Source organism: Komagataeibacter melaceti, assembly GCF_003403295.1.
GTDB lineage: Bacteria > Pseudomonadota > Alphaproteobacteria > Acetobacterales > Acetobacteraceae > Komagataeibacter > Komagataeibacter melaceti.
Genome location: NZ_QUWV01000113.1, coordinates 1 through 16,127 on the forward strand (window position 1 = coordinate 1; position 16,127 = coordinate 16,127).

14 protein-coding genes and 1 tRNA gene are annotated in these 16,127 nt (G+C 60.7%); 6 read left to right on the forward strand and 9 right to left on the reverse strand.

All coding sequences use genetic code 11. From position 1 onward, the window contains the following. Nucleotides 1-699: metal ABC transporter permease (locus tag DY926_RS12250; protein ID WP_148707778.1), on the forward strand; the 699-nt coding region annotated here is incomplete at its 5' end. Between the two features lie 2 nt (nt 700-701). Beyond that, on the forward strand, nt 702-1,595 hold the full coding sequence (locus tag DY926_RS12255) for a metal ABC transporter solute-binding protein, Zn/Mn family (RefSeq protein WP_116703626.1): 894 nt from the start codon (nt 702-704) through the stop codon (nt 1,593-1,595). On the opposite strand, the gene DY926_RS12260 is transcribed toward DY926_RS12255, so the two are convergent. Next, entirely contained in the window at nt 1,567-3,342 is a 1,776-nt protein-coding gene (locus tag DY926_RS12260) for an ABC transporter ATP-binding protein/permease (protein WP_186336161.1), read from the reverse strand. The genes DY926_RS12255 and DY926_RS12260 overlap by 29 nt on opposite strands. Before the next feature lie 388 nt (nt 3,343-3,730). Between DY926_RS12260 and DY926_RS12265 the strand changes: the two genes are divergently transcribed. Continuing rightward, nucleotides 3,731-4,180, forward strand: coding sequence for a DUF2501 domain-containing protein (locus tag DY926_RS12265; protein ID WP_116703636.1), 450 nt, complete (start codon nt 3,731-3,733; stop codon nt 4,178-4,180). A 55-nt stretch (nt 4,181-4,235) separates the two neighbouring features. On the opposite strand, the gene DY926_RS12270 is transcribed toward DY926_RS12265, so the two are convergent. From DY926_RS12270 to DY926_RS12285, 4 genes are read right to left on the reverse strand one after another with little or no spacing between them, the layout of a single operon-like run. Continuing rightward, a complete protein-coding gene (locus tag DY926_RS12270; RefSeq protein WP_116703627.1) occupies nt 4,236-5,921 on the reverse strand; it encodes an ABC transporter substrate-binding protein in 1,686 nt (561 codons plus the stop codon). A gap of 21 nt (nt 5,922-5,942) precedes the next feature. Then, a complete protein-coding gene (locus tag DY926_RS12275) occupies nt 5,943-6,572 on the reverse strand; it encodes an SCO family protein (protein ID WP_116703628.1) in 630 nt (209 codons plus the stop codon). Continuing rightward, the gene (gene polA / locus DY926_RS12280) at nt 6,572-9,349 is read right to left on the reverse strand and encodes a DNA polymerase I (protein ID WP_116703629.1); all 2,778 of its coding nucleotides are present in this window, start codon (nt 9,347-9,349) and stop codon (nt 6,572-6,574) included. Before polA ends, DY926_RS12275 begins: the two co-directional genes overlap by 1 nt. A gap of 14 nt (nt 9,350-9,363) precedes the next feature. After that, nucleotides 9,364-9,579 carry a zinc-finger domain-containing protein gene (locus tag DY926_RS12285; protein ID WP_116703637.1) on the reverse strand — a complete coding sequence of 72 codons (216 nt, stop codon included), beginning with the start codon at nt 9,577-9,579 and terminating at the stop codon, nt 9,364-9,366. A gap of 61 nt (nt 9,580-9,640) precedes the next feature. On the opposite strand from DY926_RS12285, the gene DY926_RS12290 reads away from it, so the two are divergent. After that, complete coding sequence (locus DY926_RS12290) at nt 9,641-10,735, forward strand: alpha/beta fold hydrolase (protein ID WP_241503193.1); 1,095 nt, start codon at nt 9,641-9,643, stop codon at nt 10,733-10,735. 51 nt (nt 10,736-10,786) lie between these two features. Continuing rightward, nucleotides 10,787-10,863 (forward strand) — tRNA-Arg (locus DY926_RS12295). 228 nt (nt 10,864-11,091) lie between these two features. On the opposite strand, the gene galE is transcribed toward DY926_RS12295, so the two are convergent. The 4 genes from galE to DY926_RS12315 all read right to left on the reverse strand — a co-directional run bounded on the left by galE (nt 11,092) and on the right by DY926_RS12315 (nt 15,674). Beyond that, nucleotides 11,092-12,105, reverse strand: a complete 1,014-nt coding sequence (galE, locus tag DY926_RS12300; protein ID WP_116703631.1) for a UDP-glucose 4-epimerase GalE — start codon at nt 12,103-12,105, stop codon at nt 11,092-11,094. A 230-nt stretch (nt 12,106-12,335) separates the two neighbouring features. Then, nucleotides 12,336-13,466 carry a polysaccharide biosynthesis/export family protein gene (locus tag DY926_RS12305; protein ID WP_116703632.1) on the reverse strand — a complete coding sequence of 377 codons (1,131 nt, stop codon included), beginning with the start codon at nt 13,464-13,466 and terminating at the stop codon, nt 12,336-12,338. Between the two features lie 207 nt (nt 13,467-13,673). Beyond that, nucleotides 13,674-14,810: a hypothetical protein gene (locus DY926_RS12310; RefSeq protein ID WP_148707779.1), complete on the reverse strand. Its 1,137-nt coding sequence runs from the start codon at nt 14,808-14,810 to the stop codon at nt 13,674-13,676. A 48-nt stretch (nt 14,811-14,858) separates the two neighbouring features. Further along, nucleotides 14,859-15,674 carry an ABC transporter permease gene (locus tag DY926_RS12315; RefSeq protein WP_148707780.1) on the reverse strand — a complete coding sequence of 272 codons (816 nt, stop codon included), beginning with the start codon at nt 15,672-15,674 and terminating at the stop codon, nt 14,859-14,861. Nucleotides 15,675-15,919: 245 nt separating this feature from the next. Here DY926_RS12315 and DY926_RS17710 point away from each other — a divergent pair. Beyond that, nucleotides 15,920-16,127 (forward strand): hypothetical protein (locus DY926_RS17710; RefSeq protein WP_206609049.1); only part of this gene is annotated, 208 nt, incomplete at its 3' end.

Here is a 16,127-nt window from a genome sequence, read left to right on the forward strand (position 1 = left end):
GCGGTGGGGTTCCTGCTGGCGGGCGGGCTGTCACTGACCGCCATGGGGCTGGGCGGCATTGTCGCGGGGCTGGGGGTGGCGCTGCTGGCCGGACTGGTCAGCCGCCGCACCCATCTGGCGGAAGACGCCAGTTTTGCCAGTTTCTATCTGACTTCCCTGGCACTGGGGGTGCTGATCGTATCGGCGCGCGGGTCCAACATCGACCTGCTGCATGTGCTGTTCGGCACCATACTGGCCATTGACGGGCCGGCGCTGTACCTGATGGGCGGCATCACCACGCTGAGTGTCTGCCTGCTTGCGGTCATCTGGCGGCCACTGGTCATGGAATGTGTGGATCCCGGCTTCATGCGCCTGGCGGGCGGGCATGGTGGCCTTTACCACATGATTTTCCTGTTCCTTGTGGTCATCAACCTTGTGGCGGGGTTCGAGGCGCTGGGCACGCTCATGTCGGTGGGCATGATGATGGTGCCCGCGGCAACCGCGCGCCTGTGGACACGCCGCCTGCTGCCCATGATGATCCTGTCAGCCGCCGTGGGCATGGTCGCGGGGCTGACCGGGCTGCTTGTCTCGTATCATTTCCGGCTGGCCGCCGGGCCGACCATCATCCTGACGTGCAGCGTCATGTATCTCCTTTCCCTCCTTACATCACCTGCCGGGCTCCGGGCGGGCCGCGGCTTGTCTTTCCAGCAGGATTCCTGACCATGCGCCGCTTCATCCCCGTCCTTGGCCTTCTCGGCCTTCTGACCACCCCCGCCCATGCCGCGCCAGCGCCGCACCCGCTGCGCGCCGTGGCCAGCTTCACGGTGCTGGCCGATGTCGTCTCGCAGGTGGGCGGGCGGCATGTCAGCGTCACCTCACTGGTTCCGCCCGATGGCGACCCGCATGAATTCGAGCCCTCCCCCGACGATGCGCGGCAACTGCGTGAAGCCAATATCGTGTTCATGAGTGGCGAGGGGCTGGAAAGCTGGTTCGGGCGGCTGGCGCACGCGGCGGGCTATCAGGGGCACCCGGTCATCGTATCGAACGGGATCAGCGCCTATACATCATCGGGCACGGGACAGCCGGAAACTGACCCGCATGTGTGGAACAGCGTGCCCAATGTCATCATCTGGACCAATAACATCCGCGACGCCCTGATCGCCGCCGACCCGGCCGATGCGGAAAGTTTCCGCGTCGCGGCCGCGGGCTATGTCATGCGGCTCAAGGCGCTGGACCAGGACATCCGCACCCAGATCGCGACCATACCGGCCGACAGGCGGCGCGTCCTGACCAGCCATGACGCCTTTGGCTATTTCGGCCGGGCCTATGGCATCACCTTCATGGCCCCGCAGGGCCTCTCGACCGAGACGGAAGCCTCGGCGGGGGATATCGCGACACTGATCAGCCAGATCCGGCAGACAGGCATCACCACCTATTTCATGGAAAACGCCACCGACCCGCGCATGGTCCAGCAGGTGGCGCATGCAACCGGCGCGCAGCCGGGCGGGGAACTGTATGCCGAGGCCCTGTCCCCCACCAATGGTCCCGCGCCTGACTACATCGCCATGATGCGCCACAATACCGCCCTTATGGTTGCGGCAATGCGGGCGCGCTAGGCGCCTCCTCCGCCGGTCGGACGGCAACAAACGGCGTAAGGTCGATGACGTTTGCATGCATGTCCACAACCGACTGGCGGTGCGTGATCGACACCACCGTCATGCCGGGGCAGGCCTGCCGCAGCAGCGCGTAAAGCGTGGCCTCGGACGTGGCATCAAGGTTCGAGGTCGATTCGTCAAGGAACACCCAGCCCGGTCGCGCCAGCAGGATACGGGCGAAGGCAAGGCGCTGGAGTTCACCGGGGGAGAGGATCTGCCCCCATGGCTCCTCCCGGTCCAGGCTTGAGGCCAGCGCCCCCAGCCCGACCTGCTGGAGCACCCGCTCCACGTCCTCCACCGGGTAGCGCGCCACCTCCGCCGGATAGGCCACGGCGCGGTGCAGCGTGCCGGTGGGCACATAGGGCCGCTGCGGCACGAACATCATGGGCTGGTCGGGCTGCGTGACCTCACCCGTCGCAAAAGGCCAGATCCCGGCAAGGACGCGGAACAGCGTGGACTTGCCGGTACCCGACGGGCCGGTCACGACGCTCATCTGCCCATGTGCCAGCGTCAGGTTCACATTGTGCAGCAGCAGCGCGCCATCAGGGCGGAAAACGTCCATATGGCGGACCTGCATGGCCGCATCGGCCGGAGCGGGCAGCAGGCGCACCTCGTTACGCATGGCCTGCGCGCGGTCCATCACACGCTGGAACGTGGCCAGACGCGCGACCTCCGCATGCCATGTGGTCAGCGCGGCATAGGAATTGGACAGCCAGCCCAGCGCGCCCTGCACGCGGGAGAACGCCATGACAAGCTGCATGAGCGTGCCGAAGCTCATCTTGCCCGCAAAATAGCGGATGGAGCCGATCAGCAACGCGAAATTGCCCGAGACCACATCCAGCCCCGTGGTCAGCAGCCCCAGCCACTTGGTCCGGCGCATGATGGCGAGGAAATTCCCATAGACCGAGGAAAACGACCGATCCAGCCCGGCCTGTTCCTCCGCCTCGCCACGATAGAGGGCGATCCCTTCGGCATTATTGCGGACATGGACCAGGCTGTAGCGGAAATCGGCCTCCGCGCGCTGCTGGAAGAACTGTAGCCCCGCCAGCTTGTGCCCCGCCAGATGCGTGACCCACGTGGCCAGTATGGAATAGATCAGCGCCGCCCAGAAGAAATAGCCCGGTATGGACATGCCCCACAGTTCCAGCGGCCCGGACAGCGCCCACAGCAGCCCGACATAGCTGAACAGGGTCACGATGTTGGACAGCAGGTTGATGAACTGCGTCAGTGTATCGGTCACGAAGCTGTTCAGGTCTTCCTGTATGCGCTGGTCGGGGTTGTCCGCCCCGGCTTCCAACCCTGACGTGGTGATGGCAATGCGGAAATAGGTCTGGTTTTCCATCCACTGCCGCGTCATGCGCGCGGTCAGCCACCGCCGCCAGCGTAGCTGGAGCATCTGCTGCAGGTAGGTCGCATAGACACTGAACAGGATGGCCGGAATGGTGATGATGAAGAAGCCGGGCACGTACCCGCTGTCATTATGCACATACCAGAACAGCCCGCGCAGGAAGGTCGTGGCGTCACGCTGCTGCAGGGCCGTGTAATACACATTGCGCGAAAAGGACTGGAGCAGGTCCATCCCCACGATGGAAAAGGTCAGGACCAGAACCGCGCACAGTAGCCCCCATGCCCATTTCCGGTCCTCGGACACGAAATAGGGACGGGTAAGGTACCAGACGTCTTTCAGGAGAAGGCGCAAATGCTGCATATGAATCCCGCGCAGAGGGTTGGGGCCGTAGATCCTACCAGCAATCCCACGAAGTCCGGGCGGACTCAATGTCCATTGCGCCCGATGGGCGCGTTACGGGCCGCCGGGCGGCGGCGTTAAGCTTATTCACGACTTATTGACGCAGCGGGCAGGCCACCCGCCGCTACGCCTGCGGACCCGCGCGACGGCGTAATATCCACGGACAACAGGGGTTTATCGTGCCCTGCCCCCCACGGGGGGATAGGGGGATATATCGAAAAGCCGAATGTCAGACCTCCGGGCCGCAGGGGTACTCCTGCCGCGCATCGTGTTATCACAGACATATATATTCACATATGACGGGACGGTGCGCCCTCTCGCCGAGAGAATAATGCAAGGAAGAATGGATATGATGTCATTCAGTCGCGTTCTGTGCGCCAGCGCTTTTGCCACCATGCTTGGCGCGGCCCCGCTTGTGGCCCATGCCGAAACATCCCCCCCCACCGGCGCGGGTGTCGCCAACCAGGTCGAACAGATCGCCCCCGGCTCCCTTTCCGCCGATACGGTGTACTCCGCCGTGGCGTCCGCTGCCCCGGCCGACCTGGGCGGCATCCTGAACTACTGCATCCAGTCCCGCTACCTCGACTCGAAGGAAGCGTGGCCGGTCCTTGCGGCCCTGAACAAGAAGACGAACGACGTTCCCTCCGACAACAAGGGCAACATGTCCTATGCCGATGGGTCCACCGGCCTGCTGAAGGTGGGTGGGGGCCAGCCGCCCATCTCGCTCGAAGATGCCTCGGCCGATATCCGCACGCAGGCCTGCGCGAAGGTGGAAGCCCGCGCCAAGTCCATGCTCTGATCCTGACTGCCTGCCTGTTGTCCAGACCCTGCCGGTTTCCCCCGGCAGGGTTTTTTTATTGTACCCACACCCGGGAAAACGCCATGTGGTAAAGGCGGGTAGCGAAATAATTGCCCAGACGGGGCGAAACCAGATCCACATAACTTATGCTGATCATCGGCGCCGCCGGGGCAAGGCGGGTGATCCGGTCATCCACCTGCCGCCATAACGCTTCGGCCGCCTGCGGGTCGGGCGTATTGCGGATGCGTTGCGTCAGGTCCTGCATCACATGATCGCACAGGCCGGAAATGTTGATGGAATTGTCCGAACCTTTATGAAAATTCTCGCAGCCGAACAGGGTGTCCAGAAAATTGGAAGGCGAGGCGTAATCCGCGTACCATCCCATAAGGCTGATCTGCACGTTATTGCCGCTGTTCTGAACGTAGGAGCCTTCCATCGCCGGTGAAAGCGGGTGCAGGCGCGCGCGGTAGCCCATGGCCTGCAGCATGTCGCGCAGGTACGCGCCCATGCTGGCATACATGGCGGTGGCGGGCACGATCAGGGTTACCTCCTGCCCCGCCGTCCCGCTCTGCCGCACCAGTTCGCGCGCGCGCGCCATGTCGGGGTGATGCCAGACATCGGCGGGGTGATCGGGGTCAGCGCCCTGTGTCCACGCGCATGCGCCATCACCGGGCAGCAGGCCGGGGGGAACCATGCGGCACAGCGGGGTGGCGATGGCGGGGCCACCATACAGGATCGTCATGGCGCGGCGGTCCAGCGCGTAATTGACGGCCTGCCGCGCAAGGATGCTGTCAAAGGGCGGGATATTCACGTTCATGGGCATGAACAGAAGCCCATAGAGCGGATAGACATGGACCTGCGCCGTATAACGGCTGCCTATCTCCCCCAGTCGGTCCAGCGGCTTGAGGCCGGCCATCCAGTCATATTGCCCGCGCTCGACGGCGGTGACCGCATCCTCCTCCGACAGGCCATAGTCATAGACGATGGCATCGACATAGCCATCAGGCTGCGCCGTTTCACTCCATTCATGAAAGAAAGGATTGCGCTCCAGCCGCATGCCCCGCTCGGGGCTGGAGGCGACGATACGGTAGGGCCCGGTGCCGGGGGCGGCCTCATTGCCCAGATCATGCGGCGGCGTATCCGCAGGCAGGACCACCGCATGGCCAAACGCCATCTTCTGCGGGAATTCGGAATCCGGCTCATTCAGGTGGATGGTGATGCGGCCCGTCGCCGCATCGGTTTCAACCCCATCGGCCAGCGTGCAATGGTCGGGGTCACGCAGGCACACATCCGCGCCCCGGATCGTGCCATAAAACGACCCGGCGGTTGGCGCGCCCACACGGAAGATGCGCCGCAGCGACGCCGCGACATCATGCACCGTAACCGGCGCCCCGTTGGAAAAACGGATGCCATCGCGCAGGGTGAAAACCCATGTACGCCCGCCATCGAGCATGTCCGGCATGGCCCGCGCCAGATCCGGCACCACCTGCCTGCCCGCCGGGCCCTGGATTTTAGGATAGGTCAGCAGCCCGTCATAGACGACGCTCATCACCTGCATGTACTGGCTGGTGTAATTGATCTGCGGGTCAAGCGTTCCGGCGGATGTCATGGCCGTCAGCCGCAGGGTGCCGCCGCGATGCGGACTTCCCTGCGTGCCCTGCGCCGCAGCGGGGGAGATGGACCCGCCCATGCCGGGCAGGAGCGCCGCAACAAGGGCGAAGGGCAGCAGGACCGCCTTCATCCACACCCCTCCGCCGTCAGTTCAGTGCTTGGCCTGCCCATCCATGAGCTGTGTCATCCGGACGGTGATTTCATCCGCCGTGGCGGTTGCGGGCAGGGTGCCCTCATACCGGCCGGTGGGGGACATGATCACGATCTGGGTGGCGGGTTCCATGCTGTAATCACCATTCTCGCCCTCATGCCGGACGTAGGGGGCATGATATTCCTTCGCCACAGCCTGGATCATCTTGGGGGAGCCGGTCATGACCGTAAGCAGGGAGCCAAAGCGCAGGGCGTAGGTGCGCAGTTCCTCCGCCGTGTCGCGCATGGGGTCGAGGGTGATGAAAATGGGCACGACAAGCCGCGAGCGCTCACGCCCCAGCGCCGCAACGCCCTGCGTCATGGCCTTGGCCGTCACACCGCAGACCGTATCCGGGCAGTGGGTGTACCCGAAATAGACCAGCATCCACCGGCCCCGGAAATCGGTATCCAGCACGGAGCCATCCGCCCCGTTGACCAGCCTGAACGAGCCGCCAACCGGGTTGCCATAGGAGACCAGCGGCACGGGCGCGCGGTCGAAAAGCCGGTAGCCCACGTACCCGAAGGCCGAGGAAACCACTATAATGGCCAACCCGACCAGCAGGAAAAACCGGTCACGTTCTCTTTGATTCATTAGTGTGCATCCGCCCAATTCGTTCCGGTCCCGGTTTCCACGACCAGAGGTACGCTCAGGACCGCCGCGGATTCCATGACCTGCTTGACGAGGGCGGAGAGACGTTCGGCGTCCCCTGCCCGCACCTCGAACAGAAGTTCGTCATGGACCTGAAGGAGCATGCGTCCGTCAAGTCCCGCATCGGCCAGGGCCGCGGGAATTCGCACCATGGCCCGTTTTATGATGTCGGCCGCCCCGCCCTGCAATGGCGCGTTGATGGCCTGACGTTCGGCATAGTTGCGGCGCGCGGCATTACGGTCCGCAATGCCCGGCACCCAGCAGCGGCGGCCGAACGGGGTCGTGACATAGCCATTGCGCCGCGCTTCCTCGCGCATGCGCTCCATATAATCACGGATGCCGGGATAGCGGGCGAAATAGGCATCGATATAGCCACGCGCCTCACCCGGCGGGATGCCAAGCTGGCGACCGAGGCCAAAGGCGCTGATGCCATAGATGATGCCGAAATTGATGGCCTTCGCGCGGCGGCGGGTCAGGGGGTCCATTCCCTCCAGCGGGATGCCGAACACTTCGGACGCCGTGCGGGCATGAATGTCCTGCCCGCGTTCAAACGCATCCCGCAGGGCGGGAATATCCGCCACGGCGGCCAGGAGGCGCAGTTCGATCTGGGAATAATCGGCCGAGACAAGAACATGCCCGGGCGCTGCGACAAAAGCGCGACGGATACGACCGCCTTCCTCCGTGCGGATGGGAATGTTCTGCAGGTTGGGGTCGTTGGATGACAGGCGCCCCGTTGTCGTAACCGCCATCTGGAACGAGGTATGTACCCGCCCCGTGACCGGGTTGATCTGGTTGAGCAGCGCGTCGGCATAGGTGCTCTTGAGCTTGGCAAGCTGCCGCCATGCCAGAATCCGCGCGGGCAGGTCATGCCCCTGATCGGCCAGATCCTGTAGCACCGACGAATCCGTGCCCCATGCGCCCGATTTCATGCGTTTGCCGCCGGGCAGGCCCATTTCATCAAACAGGATTTCCCCCAACTGCTTGGGGGAGCCGACATTGAATTCACGCCCGGCAAGGGTATGGATCTCGGCCTCGATCACGCCCATGCGCGTGGCGAATTCGGCGGACATGGCCCGCAGGTCATCCGCATCCACCGCAATGCCCGCGCGCTCCATATCCGCAAGGATCGGGACAAGGGGGCGCTCCATTTCCTCATACAGCGCCAGCGCCCGGTTGGGCCGCAACCGGGGCCTGAGCACCTGCCACAGCCGCAGGGTCACATCCGCATCCTCGGCCGCGTATGGCGTGGCGCGGGCAATATCCACCTTGGAAAACACGACCCGGTTGCGGCCCGTGCCCGTCACCTCATCATAGGGGATGGGCGTATGGTCGAGCAGCAGGCGTGAAAGCTCATCCATCCCCTGCCCGTGCTGTCCCGCCGACTGGGCGTAGGAAATCAGCATGGTGTCATCAATCGGGGCAGGCTGGACACACCCGGCCTGTGTCAGCACCAGCAGGTCGAACTTTGCGTTCTGGAATATCTTGAGCACCGCCGCATCCGCAAAAAGCGGGGCAAGGATTTCAAGGGCGACATCCACCGGCATCTGGGCCGCGCACAGGGCGTCCATCAGGTCGCCTTCGTGGCCGAGGGGGATGTAGCAGGCCTTTCCGGGCCGGGTGGCCAGCGAAATGCCGACCAGCCGCGCCACGAGCGGGTCAAGGCCATCAGTTTCGGTATCGACCGCGCACACGCCAATGGCGCGGGCTTCGTTCACCCACTGGCGCAGCACCTCGGGGTCGGTCACCGTGTCATACGGACCATACGGCTCCGCCGGGATGGGCGGCAGGACCGCATCGGGCACCGTGTCGTCCACCGGGGCGGAAGCCTGTGCCGGCGTGTGGGAACGCGGACGCGGCTTCATGCCCATGCGCTGCAGCAGGGAGGAAAATCCCATATCCGACAGCCATGCGCCCAGCCGCTCCATATCCACATCGCAGCAGGTCAGGGCAGAAAGCGGCTCGGGGCAGGGCGCGTCCTCACGCAGGGTCACCAGTTCATACGACAGGCGGGCCATGGCGGCATGGGCCAGCAGGTTGTCCCGCCGCTTGGACGCCTTCATGCTTTCCGCGCCCGCGAGTATGCCCTCCAGCGACCCATATTCCGCCATCAGCGCCGATGCCGTCTTGGGGCCGATGCCGGGCACGCCGGGCACGTTATCCACCGGGTCCCCGATCAGGGCCTGCACCTCGGCCACCTTGTTCGGCGTGACGCCGAATTTGGCCAGCACTTCCTTTTCCCCGATCGGTTTCTGCCTGATGGGGTCCATCATCATCACGCCGGGGCGGATGAGTTGCATGAGGTCCTTGTCCGAGGAATAGATGGTGCACTGCCCGCCCGCATCGGTCGCCTTGCGGGCATAGGCGGCGATCAGGTCATCGGCTTCCCAGCCAGCTTCCTCCAGCGCAGGTACACCGAAGGCGGCTGTCGCGTCGCGCACAAGGCTGAACTGCGGGCGCAGCTCCTCCGGCGGTTCGGGGCGGTGCGCCTTGTACTGCGCGTACAGTTCGTTGCGGAAGGTGTGCCGTCCCGCATCGAATATGACCGCCAGATGGGTGCCTGCATGTTCGCGCAGCAGGCGCGACAGCATGTTCGTGAAACCATAGACCGCATTGACGGGCGTGCCGTCGGGGCTGGTCATGGGGGGCAGTGCGTGAAAGGCGCGGAAAATGAAGCCCGAACCATCCACCAGGATCAGGTGAACCTGCTTGTCGCTGGACATTTATCTGAATGCGATCAGTGTTCGGTACCCGCCGGTGCATCCGGGTTCAGCACGAACAGCCGCGAGCAGTAGGGGCAGAAGGTCTGGTGATGGCCGATACGCAGGAATACCCGCGGGTGCCCCAGCACGCCCAGCCCGCCATCACAGGACAGGGTGCGCGAATCGACAACGATGGTTTCAATCGTCCCCAGGCGGGGATGCGGAACGGGATCGTGGGACAGGGGTTGCATTTTGACGGGCCTCGGGTTGTTGTCCGGCTTGGATTTGCATGTTCCCGCCTGTGGGCGGACCATGCGCTTGGCCATGATGATACGCAGGATTGCCGTGCTTTCAAACTTTCGCCTGTCACGCCTGCTTTATCCAGTGATTTTTGTGCTGCTGGCCGCCTGCGCCACGCGCGAGTCCCCGCCCCCTGCCGCACCGGCGCGCCATCCGGCGCTGACCCGCCTGATCCCGGCGGATCGCTGGGTTGAGATTCCCGGTGCCGGGCGGGTGCCGCTGCGTATCTGGCCAGCCCACGGGCCCGAACGCGCCGTTATTCTGGCACTGCATGGCTTCAACGACAGTCGCGATGCATGGGAGCGGCCCGCGCCGGTGCTGAATGACGTCGGCATGACCCTGATCGCGCCAGACCTGCCCGGCTTCGGGCAGACCGCGCAGCGCGGCGGCTGGGCCGGGACGGAGGCACTCCTGCGCACCGCCACCACGCTCGCCACCATCATCGGGCGCGAACACCCCGGTGTGCCACTGTACATAATGGGTGAAAGCATGGGCGGCGCACTTGCCACCGTGCTGGCCGCACAACCCGATGCACCACCTGTTGCGGGTTATATCCTGCTGGCCCCGGCTTTGTGGGACATGGATACGGGGGCGCGTACCCTAACCCACCTCATGGCAGCACTGGCCCCGCACTGGCGGCTTAGTGGCCATGAACTGCCGGTGCATGTGACCGCGGCGGATGACATGCTGGCCCTTGCACGGCTGTATTACGATCCACTGACCCTGCGTGACACCAGCACCGTCGCGCTGGCGGGCCTGACCGACCTCATGCACCAGGCCGCGCGGGACGCCCCCGCCATGCATGGGCAGGTACTGGTGGTTTATGGCGGCCGTGACCAGATCATTCCCGCCCCGGCCATGGCGGCGGCATGGCAGCGTATGCCGCCCGCCACACGGCGCGACTACATTCCCAACGGCTACCACCTGCTGCTGCGCAGCCGCGACAGCGCGCAGGTGACAGCCGACATAACGGCATGGATTTCGCAACGTGACGGCTTCCTGCCATCGGGCGGGGATATGGCGGCTGCGGCATGGGAGACGGACCAGAAGGGCCATGCGACACCCCTGCCCATTCTGCCGGGGTGGATGGACTGGTTCTCACCATGAGAATTTTTAGGGGTGGCATTCAGCGCCATCCCGATGTATGCAGGCGGGACTGGACTCGTAGCTCAGCTGGATAGAGCGTCGCCCTCCGAAGGCGAAGGTCGAAGGTTCGAATCCTTTCGAGTCCGCCACTCCCCTGATTTTTTATAATCGTGCCGTTCCTTATACGGGTCTGTTCGTATCCGATGGAACAATGCACCGGATAACGTACGCAGGAACTGCCCGGTCTCTGACGTTCGCCCCCTTACACGGCCCAAGCCAAACCAGCCGTCTTCAGAAAGTTTTTGGTGAAGCTTTTTTCAAAAAGCTTCAAATAACGCCGCCTTTTTGAAAAAAGGCGGCACCCAAAAACTTTTCCCCTATGCTGAAGCAGCGTCTTTTTTCAGGGATACGGACGCATATCCATCGGGATATTTCTCGGCCCATGCCAGAGCAGTTTCCACGATGGTATCCAGATCATGAAACGCGCTTTTCCACCCCGTTTCACGCTGCAGCAGGGCCGAACTGGCCACAAGAACCGCCGGGTCACCTGCCCTGCGTGGCGCCCAGCGCCAGTTCATCCGGCGCCCTGAAACCCGTTCAATACTCTGCACGACCTGCAGGTTTGAATACCCTTTGCCGTTGCCAATATTGTACGTAACGCTCCGCTGGCCGATCGCGCCCACGGCCGCAAGATGCGCGCGCGCCAGATCGGTCACATGCACATAATCCCGAATGCAGCTTCCATCAGGTGTCGGGTAATCATTGCCAAACAGGTCAAGGGATGGACGTTTGCCCAATACCGTCTGGATCGCCAGCGGGATAAGATGTGTCTCGGGCTGATGATCCTCACCCGCGCGCCCCTTGGGGTCGGCCCCTGCTGCATTGAAATAACGCAGGCATGCACTGCGTAGTCCATGCACCCTGTCTGCCCAGTACAGCGCACGCTCAACCATGAGCTTGCTTTCCCCATATGGGGAGCATGGCGCAACCGGAGAGTTTTCAGAAATAATACTGTTATCTATATTACTGAACAGCGCAGCCGTGGAAGAAAATACGAAGGCCGGAACCTTATGCCGCACGGCCAGTTCGATAAGCGACAAGGCGGGCTCAACATTCTGGCGCAGATACATAAAGGGTTCACGCATGCTTTCCGCCACAAGCGAACGCGCGGCGAAATGCATGATGCCGTCCCACGGGCCATCACTCAGGATATCATCCACCAGTGCGGTGTTGGACAGGTCACCAAGAATAAACCGGGCTTCAGGGGGAACGGCCTGCCGATGTCCGGTACTGAGATTATCCAGCACCACAACCTCGTGCCCGGCATCCAGCAGCATCAGGACAACGTGACTGCCTATATATCCCGCGCCGCCAGTAATAAAGAACCGCATTTCCCGCTCATTCCACAAAAACTGATTTGTAATCTTCCCGTCATTACGACACTACGTGACTGAAATTATTTTTCAGTTCCATCCCTGCCCGCCTGCATGAGAATACCTGAAAAAACATGTACCAGATAAATGTCACGCGGCACACCACCAGCCCATCCCATTCTGATGCCAGCATATCATGCTGACATCATCAGGGCGGCAATCAAGAGGCATGTCCAAGCCTGCGGTAATTAATGGCTCACCCGGCCAGCGGACATCCCCGGAGACATAAGGGTATTGATAAGGTTGAACGCCTTGCCCAGCTTATTGGTCTTGGCATTGGCGATATACAGCACATCCTTGTTTTTCATCGGGAAATGCTCGGCAAGGAAATAACTGGCGGGATTGATCATATCCAGTTGGTACACGATGGGCATCTTGGTCTCTCCCGTCGTAACGGGCAGGCCCAGACGCTGTGCAATATCGGCGTTCTCATACCGAAACAGGAAAATGGCATTCGGGTCCGCCTGGCTGTCCGACGGACCACCAACACGCGCCAGTGCTTCAGCCAGATTGACGCTTGATGTATTGAAAGGCGTTTCCGTAACCTGATGTGCGGCGCCGAACGCCGTAAACGTGCGAGGTTCACGGATCAACTGGATACGGTCTCCTGCCTGAAGCAGGATATTCTGCGTTGGGTCTTCTTCCAGATCGCGCAGGGACGTTTCAGCCTGATTGCCATGTCGTTCAAGCCGCACGATCACGTCTTCCGGCTGCTCCATGTTCCCACCGGCAAGGGCTATCGCATCAATCAGCCGTTCCTGATGAAGGGTCAGTGGTATACGCCCCGAACGCTTGACCCCACCGTAAACGATAACTGAATTTTCCAGATCGGTCTGGATCTTCACCATCACCTGAGGTGACTGCGATTTACCCTTGAGACGCTGCTGGATTTCAGATTCGATCTGCTCGCTTGTCAGCCCGCTAACATGCAGAAGACCAATATAGGGTAAGGTGATATCACCATTCCCATCCACCGGTACGGCGGAAATCATGGTTGGCTTGGCCGTGGAAGACGGCGCGGATGTGGGTGACCCTGCGGTAAAGACGCCTACACCCATTTCATAAATGGCAATATCCAGCGAATCCCCCGGCCCGACCCGGTCATTGGGATGCGACTTCTGGACATCATTGGCCAGCATGGAAAAGGAGGGCGGCTTTTCACTGTTCAGCAGGGTTATGAGATCAGGGCTGATCTGCACAATCCCGTAACCGACCGAATTCTTCTTCGGGTCTTTCTGGGCGTGTTTGAATTCTGATTCCGTCGGGCCACTGTTCGGCAGGGTGTTACATCCGGCAAGCCCCAGCCCAAGGATCATCATCGTCAGGACGCTACCACGTATGGAAGACCCAACCCGTTTCTTACGGATACGGCCCAGACCATCCGGAACAGCAGGCAAAGCATGCAGCTTGTTTAGCATCGCGATAAAAATCTTCCCTCAGCCGATCGCGCCGAAGCGTTCCTGATACTACACAGGCGCTCCGGCGTCTCCATTCCTGATATCAGGCCCAGACAGAGAAACGCGCCATCAGATAGCATGCTCCTTGACGCCGGTGATCAAAAGACGACCGATCAGAAGCGTGACTATTCCACCCACGAATATGGCCGCCACCATAACCACACCATGCGGATAGGTCGGGATGCTGGGCATATTCGGCTCAACCACGCGGACAATGTAAACCTGCTGCCGCATGGCTTCCGCGCGGGCAGTCTGCAGCTCGCTCGCGGTCGCATTGTAATTGATCTGCGCGAATTCGCGCTCCAGCATCATCTGGTCATAATCGGATACGTTAAGTGCAATCTGTTTCTTGGCACCAATCATATCACGCTGCTGCTCGATCTGCTGGTCAAGGGCGTGAATCCGCTCCTTGATCGTCTGGACCTGCGGGCTGGACGGATCAATATAACGCAGCATCTGACTCAACTGCGTATCCGCCTGCGCCAGTTCCGTCTGCAACTGCGCAATAAGGGAAATACCGGCAACAGAAGATTTTTCGGGGTCCAGGTCACCAGTTTTCTGGCGGAACGCCGTCAGGCGCTGCTGGATATTCCGGACCCGCTGCTCGGCCTCGGCCACCTCTTTATCTGCAATCTGGACCGTGTTCTTGGATACGCGGGCATTGAACTCGTTAATCCGCTGCTCACCCAGTTCCAGAAGCGTCCGCGTGATCCGCTCCGCATCATCCGGTCGGAAGGCACGGACGGTCAGGGATGTCACGCCGGTATCTTCATGGAAGACAACGTCCACGTGATTGAGATAGTACTTCAGAAGCTTTTCGGGTGGCGGCGATGCTGAATACAACCGGGAAAGGAAATCCGTTCCGGGCCTGCGGAAAATGTCCACCAGATTCAGACGCGCCTGCAATGCCGCAACGGCATCATGCGACTTCATGAAGGTATTGACAGCAAAGCCTTCCGCCAGCCCCGAACTGGCGGAACTCATGCCCGCACCCGGAATCATACCGCCACCGCCACCACCGGATGGGCGCGAGGGGTGACTGTCCTTCACTATGAAGGCAGCTTCGGATGCATATTGCCCCGTCGCGATACAGCTGTAGTAGAATGCTGCCAAGAGTGTCGGAAGCACGACTATAATAAAAAACGATGCATGCCGTCGCACAAAAGCGACCACATCCCGGTCGTTCGCTGAATCTAAATTAGTCATACCACCTCAGTACAGGACAAACCCGAATAAAGTCCGATCCGCAGAAAATCAACCAAGATGAATATCTTTCCTGACTGCCCGCAGAGATAACAGTCCGATCGCACTCAGAACCATACAGATGCTTATGATATAGACAGGATATGTATAGTCACTGTTATAGTCCTGAAACTGCCCCTCCCGGATCAGCTCGAACATCTCGGTAGTTGGCCACCAGGACAGGTACCAGCGAAAAGGATCCGGCATGGTCTGCTGGATAGTGAATGCGCCCGAAATTGCCAGACTCAGGTAGGTCATTGGATGAACCAGACGTTCAACCATGGTGGACAGTTCGCTCGCTGCTGCGATGATCATGGACAGTCCGAAAGAAAACCAGAACAGCATGACCAACCCGCCCAGCATTAACAACGGCCGCTGGGGCAGGAAGCCAAAATTCACACTTTGCATCATCAGCGAAAGCACCAAGACTGATAGAATAGTCGCGCCCAATTCCAGAATTGCCCGTGAGAACAGAATATCAAAAATTGTAATCATGCGATGGAAAAGCAATGTCCTGTTACTTTCGATCGCATCAGCAGCTCTGTTAACAATCGAACGAAACAGGATATAACATGTATAACCCGAGACCATGAATGATCCCGTGGGCATTCCATAATGCATGAATGGCCCGGATGATAAATGTATTACGGAAACACCGGTAGTCAGAAGCGCCGGTTCAACAATAAGCCATAGGAAACCAATATTATCCCTACCGAAACGCGTATGTAATTCGCGCATGACAAGTGCACCGATGACACGCATCTGCACTGTCAGGCCGCGTAGAAACTTGTCGGTTTCTGGATATTTCACGGAGAATTCGGTCACCATCAAACGCCCATCAGCTCAATCGCGGCTGCATAGTCTCATGAAGACCAGTCATGACTCCGGCTACTGCCTGCATCTTATATCTCCGGGCCACGCAGGTTTATGATCTATTTCAGACATAATAAACTGTAATCATAGTCTAATCCAGCTTCCCTGTCGAGGGAGAGGACTGTTGGCCTTCCCTGCCGTCAGTACATTCTTCATATCCAAAATTAATACATAATTAGTGTTTGTGGATACCAGACGACTTGAGAAGAACAGCTTGCCCTTACGATCCCTTCGTAATCAATCGCGATAACCGCTCACAAATAATCAGGAAATACGACGAAAATACGCCCGCGCCCCCTGATTTTCCAATGGGCCTTCCAAACGCCAAAAGGCCGCTGACGCGGCCTTTTAAGGTAATGATTTTATTGGATCTGGTTGCGGGGGCAGGATTTGAACCTGCGGCCTTCA